The sequence below is a fragment of the Bradyrhizobium sp. SPXBL-02 genome (assembly GCF_051853065.1).
In the GTDB taxonomy this organism is placed as follows: Bacteria; Pseudomonadota; Alphaproteobacteria; order Rhizobiales; family Xanthobacteraceae; genus Bradyrhizobium.
Genome location: NZ_CP182474.1, coordinates 599,299 through 614,623, shown reverse-complemented (window position 1 = coordinate 614,623; position 15,325 = coordinate 599,299). Strand labels below are relative to the sequence as shown.

16 protein-coding genes are annotated in these 15,325 nt (G+C 56.0%); 12 read left to right on the top strand and 4 right to left on the bottom strand.

What is annotated here, in order from left to right:
• Nucleotides 1-1,015: 1,015 nt before the first annotated feature.
• The gene (locus ACNJYD_RS02820; protein ID WP_439365281.1) at nt 1,016-2,176 is read right to left on the bottom strand and encodes a hypothetical protein; all 1,161 of its coding nucleotides are present in this window, start codon (nt 2,174-2,176) and stop codon (nt 1,016-1,018) included.
• Complete coding sequence (locus tag ACNJYD_RS02815; RefSeq protein WP_439365280.1) at nt 2,173-2,691, bottom strand: DUF4365 domain-containing protein; 519 nt, start codon at nt 2,689-2,691, stop codon at nt 2,173-2,175. The genes ACNJYD_RS02820 and ACNJYD_RS02815 overlap by 4 nt, the downstream gene beginning before the upstream one ends.
• Before the next feature lie 891 nt (nt 2,692-3,582).
• Between ACNJYD_RS02815 and ACNJYD_RS02810 the strand changes: the two genes are divergently transcribed.
• The 3 genes from ACNJYD_RS02810 to ACNJYD_RS02800 all read left to right on the top strand — a co-directional run bounded on the left by ACNJYD_RS02810 (nt 3,583) and on the right by ACNJYD_RS02800 (nt 6,519).
• Entirely contained in the window at nt 3,583-4,017 is a 435-nt protein-coding gene (locus tag ACNJYD_RS02810) for a hypothetical protein (protein ID WP_439367573.1), read from the top strand.
• Between the two features lie 846 nt (nt 4,018-4,863).
• Entirely contained in the window at nt 4,864-5,583 is a 720-nt protein-coding gene (locus ACNJYD_RS02805; protein ID WP_439365279.1) for a recombinase family protein, read from the top strand.
• A gap of 54 nt (nt 5,584-5,637) precedes the next feature.
• Nucleotides 5,638-6,519 carry a recombinase family protein gene (locus tag ACNJYD_RS02800; RefSeq protein WP_439365278.1) on the top strand — a complete coding sequence of 294 codons (882 nt, stop codon included), beginning with the start codon at nt 5,638-5,640 and terminating at the stop codon, nt 6,517-6,519.
• Nucleotides 6,520-6,814: 295 nt separating this feature from the next.
• Here ACNJYD_RS02800 and ACNJYD_RS02795 read toward each other — a convergent pair whose 3' ends face one another.
• On the bottom strand, nt 6,815-7,186 hold the full coding sequence (locus ACNJYD_RS02795) for a hypothetical protein (RefSeq protein WP_439365277.1): 372 nt from the start codon (nt 7,184-7,186) through the stop codon (nt 6,815-6,817).
• A gap of 143 nt (nt 7,187-7,329) precedes the next feature.
• On the opposite strand from ACNJYD_RS02795, the gene ACNJYD_RS02790 reads away from it, so the two are divergent.
• The 8 genes from ACNJYD_RS02790 to ACNJYD_RS02755 all read left to right on the top strand — a co-directional run bounded on the left by ACNJYD_RS02790 (nt 7,330) and on the right by ACNJYD_RS02755 (nt 14,374).
• On the top strand, nt 7,330-8,844 hold the full coding sequence (locus ACNJYD_RS02790) for a recombinase family protein (RefSeq protein WP_439365276.1): 1,515 nt from the start codon (nt 7,330-7,332) through the stop codon (nt 8,842-8,844).
• Nucleotides 8,822-9,700, top strand: coding sequence for a ParB/RepB/Spo0J family partition protein (locus tag ACNJYD_RS02785; RefSeq protein WP_439365275.1), 879 nt, complete (start codon nt 8,822-8,824; stop codon nt 9,698-9,700). The genes ACNJYD_RS02790 and ACNJYD_RS02785 overlap by 23 nt, the downstream gene beginning before the upstream one ends.
• 3 nt (nt 9,701-9,703) lie before the next feature.
• Nucleotides 9,704-10,600 (top strand): plasmid partitioning protein RepB C-terminal domain-containing protein, encoded by an 897-nt coding sequence (locus ACNJYD_RS02780; RefSeq protein ID WP_439365274.1) that lies wholly within the window; start codon nt 9,704-9,706, stop codon nt 10,598-10,600.
• A 398-nt stretch (nt 10,601-10,998) separates the two neighbouring features.
• Nucleotides 10,999-11,136 carry a hypothetical protein gene (locus ACNJYD_RS02775; RefSeq protein WP_439365273.1) on the top strand — a complete coding sequence of 46 codons (138 nt, stop codon included), beginning with the start codon at nt 10,999-11,001 and terminating at the stop codon, nt 11,134-11,136.
• A gap of 222 nt (nt 11,137-11,358) precedes the next feature.
• The gene (locus ACNJYD_RS02770; RefSeq protein ID WP_439365273.1) at nt 11,359-11,496 is read left to right on the top strand and encodes a hypothetical protein; all 138 of its coding nucleotides are present in this window, start codon (nt 11,359-11,361) and stop codon (nt 11,494-11,496) included.
• A gap of 221 nt (nt 11,497-11,717) precedes the next feature.
• On the top strand, nt 11,718-11,855 hold the full coding sequence (locus ACNJYD_RS02765) for a hypothetical protein (RefSeq protein ID WP_439365273.1): 138 nt from the start codon (nt 11,718-11,720) through the stop codon (nt 11,853-11,855).
• A 221-nt stretch (nt 11,856-12,076) separates the two neighbouring features.
• The gene (locus ACNJYD_RS02760; RefSeq protein ID WP_439365272.1) at nt 12,077-12,301 is read left to right on the top strand and encodes a hypothetical protein; all 225 of its coding nucleotides are present in this window, start codon (nt 12,077-12,079) and stop codon (nt 12,299-12,301) included.
• Nucleotides 12,302-12,448: 147 nt separating this feature from the next.
• On the top strand, nt 12,449-14,374 hold the full coding sequence (locus ACNJYD_RS02755; protein ID WP_439365271.1) for a hybrid sensor histidine kinase/response regulator: 1,926 nt from the start codon (nt 12,449-12,451) through the stop codon (nt 14,372-14,374).
• A gap of 32 nt (nt 14,375-14,406) precedes the next feature.
• On the opposite strand, the gene ACNJYD_RS02750 is transcribed toward ACNJYD_RS02755, so the two are convergent.
• On the bottom strand, nt 14,407-15,048 hold the full coding sequence (locus ACNJYD_RS02750) for a LuxR C-terminal-related transcriptional regulator (RefSeq protein WP_439365270.1): 642 nt from the start codon (nt 15,046-15,048) through the stop codon (nt 14,407-14,409).
• A gap of 30 nt (nt 15,049-15,078) precedes the next feature.
• On the opposite strand from ACNJYD_RS02750, the gene ACNJYD_RS02745 reads away from it, so the two are divergent.
• Nucleotides 15,079-15,303 carry a hypothetical protein gene (locus ACNJYD_RS02745; RefSeq protein WP_439365269.1) on the top strand — a complete coding sequence of 75 codons (225 nt, stop codon included), beginning with the start codon at nt 15,079-15,081 and terminating at the stop codon, nt 15,301-15,303.
• The last annotated feature ends 22 nt before the right edge of the window (nt 15,304-15,325 follow it).

Sequence of the window (15,325 nt, the reverse complement as noted above, 5' to 3'; positions counted from 1 at the left end):
CGTGAGGCAGTTAACGAGTCCTACGTCTGCAGGGTGCTCCGCCTTACCCTGCTCGCTCCGGATCTGGTCCAGTCCATTTTGGACGGTCGGCAAAGCAAAACACTTGAGCTGAAATCGTTGCTGAAACCATTCCCCGCGGACTGGCCCGCACAACGAACTCACTTCCGTTTTTGAAGTGCAGAGAGCAAGATGGGCTCGCAGAGGTGTGGTCACGGCCTCAGCTCACTGCGAAAAGCTTTTTTGACATAATGTGCTGGCTAGCAAACGGAGTTCGAGCGCAAGTTAGGTACAGTTGGGTGGGAACCGAGAACCATCGACTTCAGCATTGAAAAAATCAGAGGAACTTCTGCGTTGCTTTTGTAGCAGGGTTTTGTATTCCGTAAAGAGCCTCACGAGAGGTCGTTGTTGGGACTGGCGTGCATGACGTGGCGTAAGGGGTTCTTTCGAGCTTGGGTTGTTCTCGCGGTCCTGTGGGTAGGCCTCGCTGTTCTAATCTCAAAGCCGCAAACGTACGCGGGCCTATGGCGCGCACCGAAATACGAAATTGAATTGGGCAGCGGTCAGCGGATCACCCTAGACACCTCGATGAGACGCCGTGACCTCGCTGATGTCCTGAATGTGGAGCTGAAGCAGGAAGCCACACGACCTGGCGGAAAGGTCGAGACGACCACCCGCGATGATATTCTCACAGCGATAGACGCCAGATACAGTACTGCAGGTGATCAGGCGCAAGAAGCTTGGCTAGTTACCCTTCTGCCGCCTTTCGGCCTACTGATCCTAGGTGGGGCCATCGGTTGGGTTCTGAGTGGCTTTCGCCGGGCCTAGCCCGCCTCAGAGCACCCGCAGCTCTCTGCACAATGGCACCCTCCATTCAACGGTATGTAGACAACGCCGTCAAAGTCAGACGGCCTTTCATCCTCTTGGCTCACCAACGCCGCTACTACCTTTGCAGCAGAGCCTTCATGCTGAGAGCCAAGCCGATACATGGACGGCTGCGCCTTCAGCGCGTCAAACATCAGGCCTCGTCAATGTCATCTTCGTCGTCAGGCGAGAGGCCGAAGTTGGCCGGGTTTTCCAGCCTATAAGACTTTCCTTCACGCGCTAACGTTCCAACCACACGAACGTATAGATGCTGATGGTGGGCCATGACAGCAGTCTGGTAGTCGCGGTCCAGTAAAGCGAGAGTAATTTTGCGCGACTTTCCTTCTACCGGGGCCAACACAGTAACCATACCGAAGGAGGCCGTCTCCTCTCTTTGCAGCTTAATCACGGGCCCTTTGATCTCGTAGTTCTCAACTCGGTCAAATACTCGAAAGAGCCGTGCAGCTTCTTGAAGGGTTGGAACGATGTCACTGCTTATGAGGGTGCGGGAATGGACCTCATTCGGTGTGGGCCGATTTAGCGCCCACGAGACGGAAAGTTCAACGGAGGCTGGGTCGGCCGCAGCAAAGAGGCCAGCTATGCCCTCGCAAAGATTAGCGCTAACGCCGCTAGCAACGGCCTCTTGAAAGGGACTGAAATCAGCTCCCGTGACTGAGCTTTCCGCTGCGCGGACCGCGAGGTGCACGGACCGCGCCAACGTCTGGACCACTCGCCGCTCAAAGGGCTCCTCAGGAAAGAGGTCCGTGTCGCTGTGTGGTGTCAACTGCGGTGCAACCGGTGACAGAAGGGTGAGCACATAGCTCCCATGTTCCGTCTGACCTAGTTTTGCTTTCCTCATATAGTCACTAGCGGCTTGTGGGCGCCGAGAATGGAAGACGGCTTGGGGTTTCACCGTCGAACATGCTGCCGCATACAGCGTGTCTCTAGCCCGTTCGAACAGCAAGACCCCCTCCTCGATGTCGACAGTGCCATCCGCCGTGCGTGTGGATTGAGACGCCAGTCGGACAATATCAAAACCAGAGTTGTACAAGTCGCGGAGGATTTCGAGCTGTGAGCGATTTTCGACAGCCTCAAGCTCGCGGAGAGCTTCGCGAAATAACAATGTATAGTCGGCTGCACTTCGATCCGCCGGGATGATTATCTCCGCTTTGGGATGTGCGGCGTTGTGCCAGACAGTGAACGGCCGCCCTGATGCTTCTCCAAAGCGCTCCCAGCCGTGGGCTCGCAGATATCCAATGGCGTTGAGATGCCGGATCGCGCCAATGGCAAGCTGGTCCTTTATAGAAGCCCTCATAGCTCGATCCCATCAGCTATCTTGGCCATCATCGTTTGCAAGACTTGTGGGCCGAAAACGTTCATTCTGGATATATGAACTGTCTGAGTCGCGGTGTTAGTGCTCGATGGCATCGACTTCAGGGAAACCCAATACGCGCAGTGCCTAAGCAGGAGAGCGTGCTCGGACTGCATGATCCACTCTTGAACATCGTCAGGGACAAGCACCAGAACCAAAATGCGAGGAATGCAGACCTTTACGTCTCTCAAGGCGTCATAGGTATCCAAGTCCAAAGAGTATGATATGGGATCGCTCGTGGCCATACCGCTCCTCTCGCACTTCGCTTGAATGTCGATTTGCGGTTTGTTCAAAATCTTTCCTTGCACGCGCGAGCGCACAAGGTAGTCAACCTTGTCGTTGTCTAGGGTGACGGCCTCAACTCCGCACCCTGCGGCAGCGCAAATCGCGCTTATGTACGATCCAGAAAATGCGTCCTGCCGATGAGAAATGGCTGCGTAATCTGAAACAGCTAACATGAGCCCCTGCCCGCTCGCCCTTCGGCAGTCTTGATTGAATGTTGGCGGCGTGCAATCCCAAAATGTCGTGTTGCCCCTCCTTGGCCCGAACTATCGCCGGCTACTGCGCCGTACGGCCTATTCGCGCCCGCCTTCATCGGCGCTAACCACGAAGCTCGTTCAAAACCCCATGCAAAACGGAATCCGAGGGATTCCAAAACGAGCGTTGTATAAAATCCAAATGGACGACTGGATTTTTTGGCGGTCTTGCCAGGCAAGTAAGAAACGAATTCTTCTGCTTTTCCGACAACTGAAATGCTTGATTTTCAAGGCATTTATCGTCCGTTAGCCGCTCGGAAAGTACAGAGGCTTGGAGAAAGCAGGGCGATGGAGCAGGCTTCGGCTACAGACCTAATTTGCTGAGTACGGTTCAGCGTCAAAAAGCTCGGGAAATCAGCGACAGTAGAAACTTAGACTGGCAGGGAGAGGGGGTTCGAAAAAGGGGACTGGCGGAGGGAGAGGATCTGGAAGGAAAATTGCTCCAGCACTACCTCCCAGGTTCCGCTTGGCAGGCAGGTAGGCCAGCACTGCCAAGCTTCTCCGCCCGGGATGGAGGCGACAATAGGTTCATCGCCGATACCCTTGCGCGGGCCTTCAGGAATTCGCTGCAGATAGCCGGATCAGGATGGAGGTCACCTCCGAAGCACCGCGGCAGGCCCGTAGAGTGGGCTAGAGACCGAGCTCGGCTCGTCCTGGCCCGCTTGCGGGTGCCGGTCCGGGAATCCTAATAGACAGGCGAGACGGGGGAGACAGACCAGCAAGCTCCGGGCAGTCGCCGCCAGCCCCCCAGAGCGGCCGTCTTTTCCAAAACTAGCATCGGGTCTTGATCTCACGCGGGAGTTGCGTTTGGATATGCCCCTTTCTGGGGGGAAAGAAATGCGTCGGCTGAGTTTTGCCATGCTCTGTGTGGCACTAGGGGGATGTTACGCGACAGGCGCAGATGTGCGCGCCAAGCTGGGCCAAGACTACGTCGGGCAGAATGTTGATGCTCATGCCGTTCGGTGGGGGCCGCCAGCCAGCAGCTTCAAGATGAATAGCGGCGATACTGCATATAGCTGGCAACTGGCGTCTGGGAGTTCATTTTCGGTTTCCCGTGATGGCCAATCGAGCGCATCAGGAAGTTCGCGGGCATACGCTTGCAAGGTCAACGTCGTTGCAGCGCCGAACGGAACGATTAAGAGTCTCGATACCGAGGACAAGGATAAAAGCCTCTATTACGGGCCCATCCCTACTGGTGTCCAGCTTGGCAGCGTTTGCGCTGAGCAACTTGGAATGAAGCAGCAGTAGGGCCGCGCGCCGTGGAGCTAGCGTAGTTTGTCGGTCCCGATGTGGAGCGTCCAAAGTGATTTCCAAGGTAGTTTCGCTTTTCATCATCATGCAACTGTTGCATGCCCCGTCGGCACTCGCAGCCTGCGGAGACAATGGAGGTCCGGGCTACCGAAACCAATCTGGAAAGTGCGTCGGTTGGGAAGCGCTTGCGCGCCAGTGCGGCAACCCGCCCTCAACGAAGTGCACACCTGAACGCGTTGCTGAGGACTCTGGAGAGGCTGCGGCGAAAGGGGCAGCCATTCGAACACTAATGGATCACTCACATGATACGAAGAAGATGCCAACTAATCCTTGAGACACGAAGTCACGGTCTCACATTCCGTGCTGCTGCACTCACAGCTACCATCTCATTGCTTGCCATCCCGGCCCTTGCTGCGATTGATCAGACGATCCGCCCGAGTCACATCGGTCAGACCACAGGCGACTTCGATCAATGGCAGCGGATCCCACTTCAGTCCGGGCAGAGGTTTTTGCGTAGGACATCGCAAATCAAAGTCGCTCTTCGAACGGGGGCCCAAGCATGCAAGGGCTGATCCGCATTCCCGGTGCACCCGCTTCCAACTTCGACACGGGGCCAGGCCTGACCATAGTTGACTTGATCAATACCGGAGACGAGATCAGCGGCTATTCCGAGATTTTGGCCTTAGAAATCCTTTTTACGCGGAGAGCTCTTGGACAATCATATGAAGCGTACGTAGCCGACGTTGGCGACAGATAGCAGTCGCCTCTCAAATACGGATCGCATACCCTGAATGCAGGCGTTCTATTTCATGGGGGCAGGATCGGACTAAGTGGAGGTGACGAATGAGTAATGCGCTCGTCATTCACAAGGCTCACCTGCCGAAGGCCCTTCTCGGGGTTAGAGCGGCTCAGTACGTCCGAATGTCTACTGAGATGCAGCATTATTCAATCCAGAATCAGGCTGCGGTCATCGCCGCCTATGCGCACGCTCACAATCTCACGCTCGTCCGAACATACAAGGACGAGGGTGAAAGTGGACTGCTCATCAAGAACCGCCCCGGTCTACTTCAACTATTGGAGGATGTAGAGAATGGGCAAACCGACTTCGGTCACCTCCTGGTTTATGACGTGAGTCGATGGGGCCGCTTTCAAGATGCAGACGAGAGCGCGCATTACGAGTTCATCTGCAAGCAAGCGGGCGTCAAGGTCTCATATTGCGCTGAGCAATTCGACAATGACGGCACCATGCTTGCGAGCATCGTCAAGAACATCAAAAGAGTAATGGCGGCGGAGTACAGCCGCGAGCTTTCGGTGAAGGTCTATGCCGGCCAATGCCGGTTTGCTCGTCTTGGCTACAAGCCGTGTGGTAACCCTGGATATGGTTTGATGCGGGAGCTTGTTGACGAGAAGGAGCAATCAAAGGGCATTCTGAAGAGGGGGCAGCGCAAGTACCTCGCCACTGATCACATCCGAGTTCGTCCCGGGCCCCCGCGAGAGGTAGCCACGGTCAGGTGGATATTCAATCGTTTCCTTGAGGTGAAATGTGAAACGGTTGTGGCTTAGGAGTTAAACAAGAAGAAAGTCCCGAGCCGTTCGGGGACGCCATGGACGCGGGTGATGATAGCGGCCATTCTTCGGGACGAGAGCTACATCGGGAATCTGATCTTCAATCGGCGATCATGGAAGCTGCGCCAAACTCGCACGTACAACCCTCCTGAACAATGGATTAGGGTTGAGGGTTGTCTTGAGCCCATTGTTGACCGCGAGGTGTTCGGAAAGGTCGCCAAGTTCATTAGCGAGCGACGTGTTGATCTTACTGAAGAAGAAATGATTGTCCGGCTGCGAAGAGCTTTGCTCAAGGAAGGGAAGTTGAGCAAGGGCATCATAGACCGCACACCGGGTTTGCCCTGCGTGGCAACGTGCCAGACACACTTCGGTAGCCTGCGGAACCTATATCGATTGCTCGGCTATACTCCCAGGCGGAACTACGAGTTTTTGGAGTCGAGACCTGTTTGGTCCGAACTCAAGACAAGGCTCGCTTCTCGCATTGAAGCCGCCGCTCGAAAGGCGGGCTTTCGGACGAGCACTGGCGGGTGGACAGATTCGCTTCGCGTGAATGGCTCGATTTGCGTTTCGATTAGAGCTGCACGCTGGACCCCGGGATTGGAGGAGACCCATTCCCCACATTGGACCATTCAATGCGATACGCATGTGCCCGCTGGGTGGATTGCTGCCATAAGGCTAGCAGCGCATAACAAGGACGTGCTTGATTACGTGTTGCTGCCGACCGATGGGAAGGTGAAAAGAACAATTAGATTCTCTGACAGGGCCCGGGAACGCCGCGACATCACCTGCTTCAAAAGCCCTGACGCGCTCGTTCGAGCAATCACCCGGAAGTTAACCAGGCAAGCCCGTGCCTTCCGGCCCAAGTTAGGACCGCTGAACAAACAACCGAAAACAGACCTGCCCAGAACCAAGAACGGCCGCGCGCGGCACTGATTGACCGAAGGTAGAGGAATGCGCCGAGTATTTTTCCATAGTTCCTTCGGAAGTCCCCATTGAGCTTCGCGATTTTAGATAACTCAGTAGATGCTTCGACTTCATCAGCCATGCCGCTGGTTCCTTTGAATCGGTGAGCCAGCGCCCTATAAACCACTGTTTTGCCCGACGGCGCAAGCAATGTTTCGTATTTTGCGAATTTTTCGATCTTCGCGACGCAGCCCTGCTTTCAGCTGCGTTGCCTGGATTGCGCCCCTAGAACTGGATCCAACTAGAGGGACGGGTCTCAGGAGCTTTACGGGGCGTGTCTGTCCTGGATCTCGATAACTTCCGAGAGCAGATCAGCTGTGACTTGCAAGCTGTTCCTCACCTCCTCGAGCCTTCGACTGCATAGCAATGCGGGACGGTGCGATAGCCTCAAGACGAACTCGAACACCCGATCCGAGTTGCGCATGAGCTGCAACAAATGCTCGCCGCTTGGACCGTTCGAGCCCGAAAGCCAATTCTTAGCTGTTCTTTCGTTGGCGCCCGTCCATCGCATCAAGGTCTTATGCGCTTGATGCGAGTTGCCAAGCTCGGACTTCAGGATATCGGCAATCAAGCTGGCATATGTCGACGAGGCCGGCACGTCCTCAGCTGGAAACTTCTTGCCCGTTTTCGGAAACATGTTTCCCCCCGAGCTAAGTTATAGTTTCAAGGACTTGACCATACATTCTTGACGCTAGTGGGGCGATGATGTTGCAAGACACGTCTCATTCAGAGACTGAACTCGAAACCCGGACCGGCAAACCCGCTGCGGAATACGTTCGGATGTCGACCGACCATCAGCAATATTCGACGGCGAACCAGTCACAAGCCATTCGCGAGTACGCTGCTCGTCACGGCTTTCGGATTGAAAAAACCTATGAGGATAGTGGCAAGAGTGGCCTCAATCTCGACGATCGCCAGGCCCTCAAGCAGCTCATCGAGGATGTCCAAAATGGCACGGCCGAATTCGCGACCATCCTGGTCTATGACGTCAGTCGCTGGGGCCGTTTCCAAGATGCCGATGAAAGCGCCTATTACGAATACATTTGCAAGCGAGCGGGTATCTCGGTTCGCTACTGCGCCGAACAGTTTGAGAATGACGGGAGCCCGGTCTCGACAATCGTCAAAGGCGTCAAACGCGCCATGGCTGGTGAGTACAGCCGAGAACTTTCGGTCAAGGTCTTTGCCGGCCAGCGGCGGCTGATCGAGCTTGGCTATCGCCAGGGAGGGCCGGCGGGATATGGGCTACGGCGGCAACTGATTGATCAGAATGGCATCACCAAAGCCGAGTTGGTGCGCGGCGAACACAAGAGCATCCAAACGGATCGGATTGTGCTGATCCCGGGCCCGGAGCAAGAGATCGAGACGATCCGCTTCATTTACGAGGCCTTTGTCGCCCAAGGTAGGAGCGAACGGGAAATTGCGGATTGCCTCAACAGCAAAGGCATCACCACCGATCTTGGTCGGCCTTGGACGAGAGCCACCGTCCATCAAATCCTCATCAATGAAAAGTACATCGGCAACAATGTCTGGAATAGATGCTCGTGCAAGCTCAAGGGCCGGCGGGTCTACAATCCGCCCGAGCGCTGGATCCGTCACGACCAAGCCTTTGAGCCCATCGTTGATGAAGAGACATTCAGATCCGCGCAAGCGATCATTTCCGAACGCTGCAAGCGCTACTCTGACGAGGAACTTCTCGACGTGCTGCGCGGCCTGTTGGAGCAGCACGGCTATCTCTCCGGGATCATTATCGATGAACTTGAGATTGGGCCGTCCAGCAGCGCTTATCGCACCCGCTTTGGAAGTTTGATACGCGCCTACGAACTCATCGGCTTTAGCCCAGACCGGGATTACCGCTACATCGAGATTAATCGCGCGTTGCGGCGAATGTATCCTGACTTCATTGCTGCAACGGTGCGCGGAATCGAGGAAATTGGGGGATCGATCCGCCAGGACGCGAAAACTGATCTCCTCACCGTCAATGACGAATTTACCGCTTCCCTTTGCCTGGTCCGATCCCAGGAAACCATGGCCGGCTCCTACCGCTGGAAGATCCGCTTTGATGCGGGCCTGCGGCCGGACATCACGGTGGCCATCCGGATGAACCAGATGAACAGCGCTGTGCTCGACTATTACTTGTTGCCACGATTCGAAATGGAAGCAGAGCAATTGGCTCTCGCTGAACATAATGGCTTGGCACTCGATGCCTATCGCTTCGACACGCTGGACATGTTGTTCGAACTAGCCGCCCGCTCACAATTGATGGAGGTCAGCTATGGGATCGGCTCAATGCATTGAGATCATTCCGGTTGGGGCCATCGACGTGGTCAATCCGCGGGCCCGCAACCGCCGGATTTTCAAGGAAATTGTGACCAGCGTCGCCGAACTCGGCTTGAAGCGGCCGATCACGGTCAAACGCAAGGGTTGCGAAGGTGACCCCCGTTACGATCTGGTGTGTGGCCAGGGGCGCCTGGAGGCCTATCAAGCGCTCGGACAGAGGGAGATACCGGCTGTCGTGGTCGATGCCTCCGCCGAGGACAGTGCGATCATGAGCCTGGTCGAGAACTGCGCCCGGCGGCAGCACCGCGCCATCGACTTGCTGCACGATATCGAGGGACTGCGTGGCCGCGGCTACGATTTCGACGACATCGCGCGCAAGACCGGCCTCAGCATCGAGTATGTCAAGGGGGTGACCAGCCTGCTGGAAAGCGGCGAGCACCGGCTGTTGCGCGCCGTCGAGGCCGGACAGATGCCGGTCAGCATTGCCGTCATGATCTCGCAAGCACAGGATAGCGACATCCAATCCGTCCTGCAGCAGGCCTACGAGGAACGCCTGCTGCGGGGCCAAAAGCTGCTGGCGGCCAAGAAACTCATTGAGCAGCGACGACGTCGCGGCAAGGGCTATAAGACCGGCCCCCGACGGACCGATGGGGCGCCGCTGAGCTCGAATGCGCTGTTACGGGCCTACCGGCAGGATGTTGACCGCAAGCGGATCCTGATCCGCAAGTCCAACAACACCAAGTCCCGCCTGATCTTCATACTTGAAGCCCTACGCAAACTCCTGGTCGAGCCGGACTTTTTGTCGATCTTGGAGGACGAAAAGCTCGATACTTTGCCCAAGAACCTGGCGCTGCGGCTGCATGGGCAGGCATAAGTCATGGCACGCCGCCCCCATATTTCAGTGCGGATGGGCTTTGAGGAACGGACGGCCACGGTCAGACTGGCCGATATCCAGCCCTTAAAGCTCGTGTCCGAGGAGGTGAAGCGTTCGCCAAAATACCGGCAGATCGCAGCCTCCATTGGCGAGATCGGGCTGGTCGAGCCGCCCGTGGTGGCACGCAGCCGCGACAATTCTGGCAAATTCCTGCTCCTGGACGGCCATTTGCGGTTGGAGGTCTTGCGAGACCGTGGACTGCTCGAGGTCGAATGCCTGGTGTCGACGGAAGATGAGGCCTTCACCTACAACAAGCGCGTCAACCGCATAGCCATTATTCAAGAGCACCGCATGATCCTAAAGGCAATCGAGAACGGGGTGTCGGAGGGACGAATTGCCAAGGCGCTCAACGTCGACGTCGCCAGCATTCGCCGGCGCCGCAAGCTGCTCGACGGCATCTGTACGGAGGCAGTCGATTTGCTCAAAGAGAAGCATTTGACCCTCAACTCCTTCTCTGAGCTGCGCAAGCTCGCGCCCTTGCGGCAGATCGAAGCCGCCGAGCTGATGATCGCAATGAACAACTTTTCCAACAGCTATGTGCGCTCGCTGGTGGCGGCGACACCCCGCAATCAGCTGGCGGCCGGCTACACCCCGCGTACGCCGAAAGGGCTGTCGGATGAGCAATTGTCCTTGATGGAACGGGAATCGGCCTCGCTCGCCCGCGAATTCAAAGTGGCCGAACAGACCTATGGCACCGACCATCTCGATCTGGTTCTGGCGGTTGGCTACGTCTCAAAGCTCTTACGCAACGGAAGGGTGGTCGGCTATCTCGCCAAGCACTTCCAGGAGGTGCTGTTCGAATTCCAACGCATCACCGAATCCGAGGCGAATGCGGCCTAAGCCTTTGGGCCGCAATTGAATCGATTTGGCTTCATTCGCGTATGCGTTGTTATGGAAAAACTCAGTCCCTGGGCCTCGCCTAATCGAGCGTACTTAAGCAGTCTGCCTCCGGCGCCTTCCTTTGGAAACCGGTTTGCATACTTCAACGCATCGGCAGGATGTACTGCTTTACGAGGTCACTTAAACCCGCCACCGCGGGCGCGCCTGCTCCAAATCGGCTGACTCAATGGGGAGCGACGCGTTACGCGCACTCACATCCGTGAGGCACATAAGCGAGCCTTCGATTCACACCTGCTGTCGTGCACTCGGCCGCGAACCTCTTATTCTGACACTGCGATCCGAACCGATCACGTCACCACCAACTTCGGTGGGACAGCCGTCCAGAAAGGACAACCACCATGCGCAAGATCCTCATTGCCACCCTGACCGCAGCCTCGCTGCTCTCCCTCGCCACCGCCGCCAACGCGGGCTATTGGCTGCCGGGCCCCTACGTCCCGACCTGCATCTTCACGATCTACGGCCCGGTCTGCGGCTAAAAATCAAAGCCGCTTTATCGACCTGCGGGGCGCCGGCAACGGCGCCCCGTTCGTTTGCCGTTCAGCCAAGGCACTCACTTCCGTGAAGCACATAAGCGAGCCTTCGATTCACACCTGCTGTCGTGCACTCGGCCGCGAACCTCTTATTCTGACACTGCGATCCGAACCGATCACGTCACCACCAACTTCGGTGGGACAGCCGTCCAGAAAGGAACAACCACCATGCGCAAGATCCTCATTGCCACCCTGACCGCAGCCTCGCTGCTCTCCCTCGCCACCGCCGCCAACGCAGGCTATTGGCTGCCGGGCCCCTACGTCCCGACCTGCATCTTCACGATCTACGGCCCGGTCTGCGGCTAAAAATCAAAGCCGCTTTATCGACCTGCGGGGCGCCGGCAACGGCGCCCCGTTCGTTTGCCGTTCAGCCAAGGCACTCACTTCCGTGAAGCACATAAGCGAGCCTTCGATTCACACCTGCTGTCGTGCACTCGGCCGCGAACCTCTTATTCTGACACTGCGATCCGAACCGATCACGTCACCACCAACTTCGGTGGGACAGCCGTCCAGAAAGGACAACCACCATGCGCAAGATCCTCATTGCCACCCTGACCGCAGCCTCGCTGCTCTCCCTCGCCACCGCCGCCAACGCGGGCTATTGGCTGCCGGGCCCCTACGTGCCGACCTGCATCTTCACGATCTACGGCCCGGTCTGCGGCTAAAAATCAAAGCCGCTTTATCGACCTGCGGGGCGCCGGCAACGGCGCCCCGTTCGTTTGCCGTTCAGCCAAGGCACTCACTTCCGTGAAGCACATAAGCGAGCCTTCGATTCACACCTGCTGTCGTGCACTCGGCCGCGAACCTCTTATTCTGACACTGCGATCCGAACCGATCACGTCACCACCAACTCCGGTGGGACAGCCGTCCAGAAAGGACAACCACCATGCGCAAGATCGTGATTGGCACCGTGGCCACGATCCTTCTGCTCGTCGCGACAGCATCCATTTTGGGCGTAGCGGCGGCATCCGATGACGCACGCAGGAGTTTCACTGCGCCGATGTACTCAAAGACACATAGCCAGGCCGGCGGCATCCTGTGCGCCCCTAAACTTTCGCACCGTTGGCAGATCAACCCCCGCGAGCTGAAAGTACTTGAGATTTGCCGCTAGGCCTGCCCCTACTAACAAAAGTTAGTAGTCGGTACTGACAACTGCAGCCCTCGAATCTCTCATACCTACGGCCTATGGTTAGCTCGCTTGACCGGGGTGCTAAGAATGGAAACACCTGTTGACCAACACGCTCAGATATCTAGCTCGATGACGCATGAAGCCCTGAAACGTTCGGCTGGGCGACTTCGCGACTTTTTCAATCCGGCCGCGGCCCTCGATGCATCTAAACGTAACGAGGTCGAGCGTCTTCGACTAAGCGATCTTGCCGGCCGAACACCCTACTGGCTAGCCGTACTGGCGGATGCCTGCATAATTGTATGGTTCTTTGGCACCCGCGACGCTTCTGCTTCCTCTGTGGGAATGATAGCTTGGACCTTCGGCCTGATTGGCGCTCTAATTTCCTATGCATTCCTATCCCGTTGGCTCGCACGCCTACCGGACGACGCTCCACCAGGGGAAATTAGACGCTATCACTTCATCTGGTGCGCATGGCTAACAATCGTTTCGGCCATATGGCTTTCAGGAAACAAAGTCCTTGCGCATCAACCTGCTCCGTACGGGGTCACCTTTGACTTGGCGCAGCAGACGTTTGTGTATCTGACATTTGTTGGCCAGTTTATCAGCGTAATCTGCTTCTCTCCAAGCGTATTGGCCATCTTCGGAGTGATCGTTGTAGCTAACCTTATTCCTTTCGAGCTTCATATCCTCCAGGACCTACGTCACCACAATCAAGGCCTGAGCCTTCTTAACACTCACATCTTCTTCACAGGCCAATTGGTCATGTTCTTCCTCGTTGGCTGGTTTTTTTCAATTAGCCAAAAGCGCTTCTACATTCGCCAGGTACTGCTACGCCACGAAAGGATTCAATCTGAGCTCGAACGTTCTCGTGCTGAAGCGGAAAGAATTCGCGCAAACAGCTTCATCACCGCAGTAGGCCACGACTTAAAGCAGCCGCTTCAAGCGAGCGCTCTCAGACTGAGGTCCCTAAAGAAAAAAGTCGCCAACATGCCCGATCTACGGGAGACCATCGAAGAGCTGGAACGCCAAAACGTCTCCTTGCACGAAATGGTGGATGCTTCCTTCGATCTGTCCCGATTAAATGCAGGCACGTGGAACGTCGAACCAAGGGAAGCGGTCCTGCCTGCGATCGTATCGATGGTGTTGGACGAATTTCAATATCAGGCAACTCACAAGGGCCTTGCGCTGCATAGCGAGCCTATCCCACCCGTCCTGGTGAAGACCGACCCAGATGCACTTGCCAGAGTTTTGCGTAACCTAGTCGGGAATGCGATAAAGTATACTCCCTCCATGTCGAGAGGCGTCGCTGGCCGGGTTGCACTTTCCTGCCGCCAGGAGGACGCGACAATTGCTATCAGCATAACGGACAACGGCATAGGAATTCCTTCTGACCGCGCCCACGAAGTCTTCGAGCCATACGTCCAGCTTGACAATCCGTCTCGCGATCGAGCGAAAGGCTTTGGTTTAGGATTGTCGATCGTAGACCGATTGATCAAGTTGTTGGACGGACACTCAATCCGTCTGTGCCAGCTCCCTGAAGGGGGCTCTCAATTCACCGTAACGCTTCCATTTGTCGCAAGAATTCCAGCCGAATTGTTAGAGCGCGACAACACTGAGCATGCCCCGAACTTGGCGGGGACGAGGGTTGCGATCATTGAAGACCAATTGTCGGTTAGAGACGCAATCAGCGATCAGCTACGCGATCTAGGCTGCAGCGTATATGAAGGAAGCACCGCCGACGAGGCGATGCAAAGCATGATTGACAGCAACGATGCCGACTCTGGCCCTGACTTCATTTTGGCAGACTACCGTCTCGCGGAAGGGATAGACTCAGGCGCTCATACTGGGATTGACGCCATCAAACGGTTACGACTGCAATTTGCCATTGAGATACCCGCTGTAATCTGCACCGCCGAAACGCAGCCCGAAATCCTCCAAATGATCGCTGTCGAAGGGCTTGAAGTCATATCGAAAGGTCCACGAATGTTCGATGAGTTGCTTAACACGTTGACCCGATTGGATCGACGGTCTGTCCCAAAGAATGCGGCCGCATAGCGCGCAGTCGCTGACGTCGACAATGATGGCGTCTAAAGCTTGATCTCTGCCTTCTTGACTACATCTGCGAGAGCAACACGCGAGTTGATGTTCAAGCGCTTATAGATTGACGTTACGATCTGCCGAACGTTCGCTTCTGTCGTGTTCAACTCGTTCGCGATTTGCTTGTTGCGAAGCCCTTTGCTTACTCCTCGCGCCACATCCCATTGGCGCGGACTGAGATCGACAGTGCGCGAATTTGTTGGTTTTAGGAGAAGTGACACTACCTCATGGGGTATCCAAGCCTCACCTGCAAGGATCCTTTCCAACCCCACGAACATCTGGTCGATATCCGCTCCTTTGAAAATGACCGTCTTAGCCTTCAGCCCTAAGCAGGATCTAACCACATCTGCGGCCGCGGCATCTCGTGGAGATATGCCGGTAAAGACGACCACCGCGGCATCCCGCGCATTATGTTCCTGAAATCTTTCTAACGTTCCAATGCTTTGATTCTCAGAATCCAAATTTAGATCGAGAAAAACGAAGTCGGGATTGTAGTCAGATTCAATCGCATCCGTCGCCTGCTTGAGCGTATTAAGCGTTCTCACGTTTACTGGCACACTGGCCGTCTGTTCAAGATATCGCTTAAGGCCGTCACAAATGATCGGATGGTCATCGACCACTAGTATTTCCATGGTCTGCCTCCGTGCAATAAAGGCAACATGATGGCTCAATTTTTGATTGCAATCAATCGCTCGTTTGCCGCACCGCATCAGCGAACGGGCGCACCTTATGCCAGGAATCGATGCTCGAACGAGCCTCGCATCTGCGGCGGCGACAGCGAGCTAGCCAGCTCTCGAAAGACCAGCCTCTCTGAAACGCCTACGACCATCGATTCGCTCGACGAATTCGTTCGCTTATCCATTGTTATGGAAGAAGTCGGCCTTTGACCGATCCGGCCCCGCTGACCAG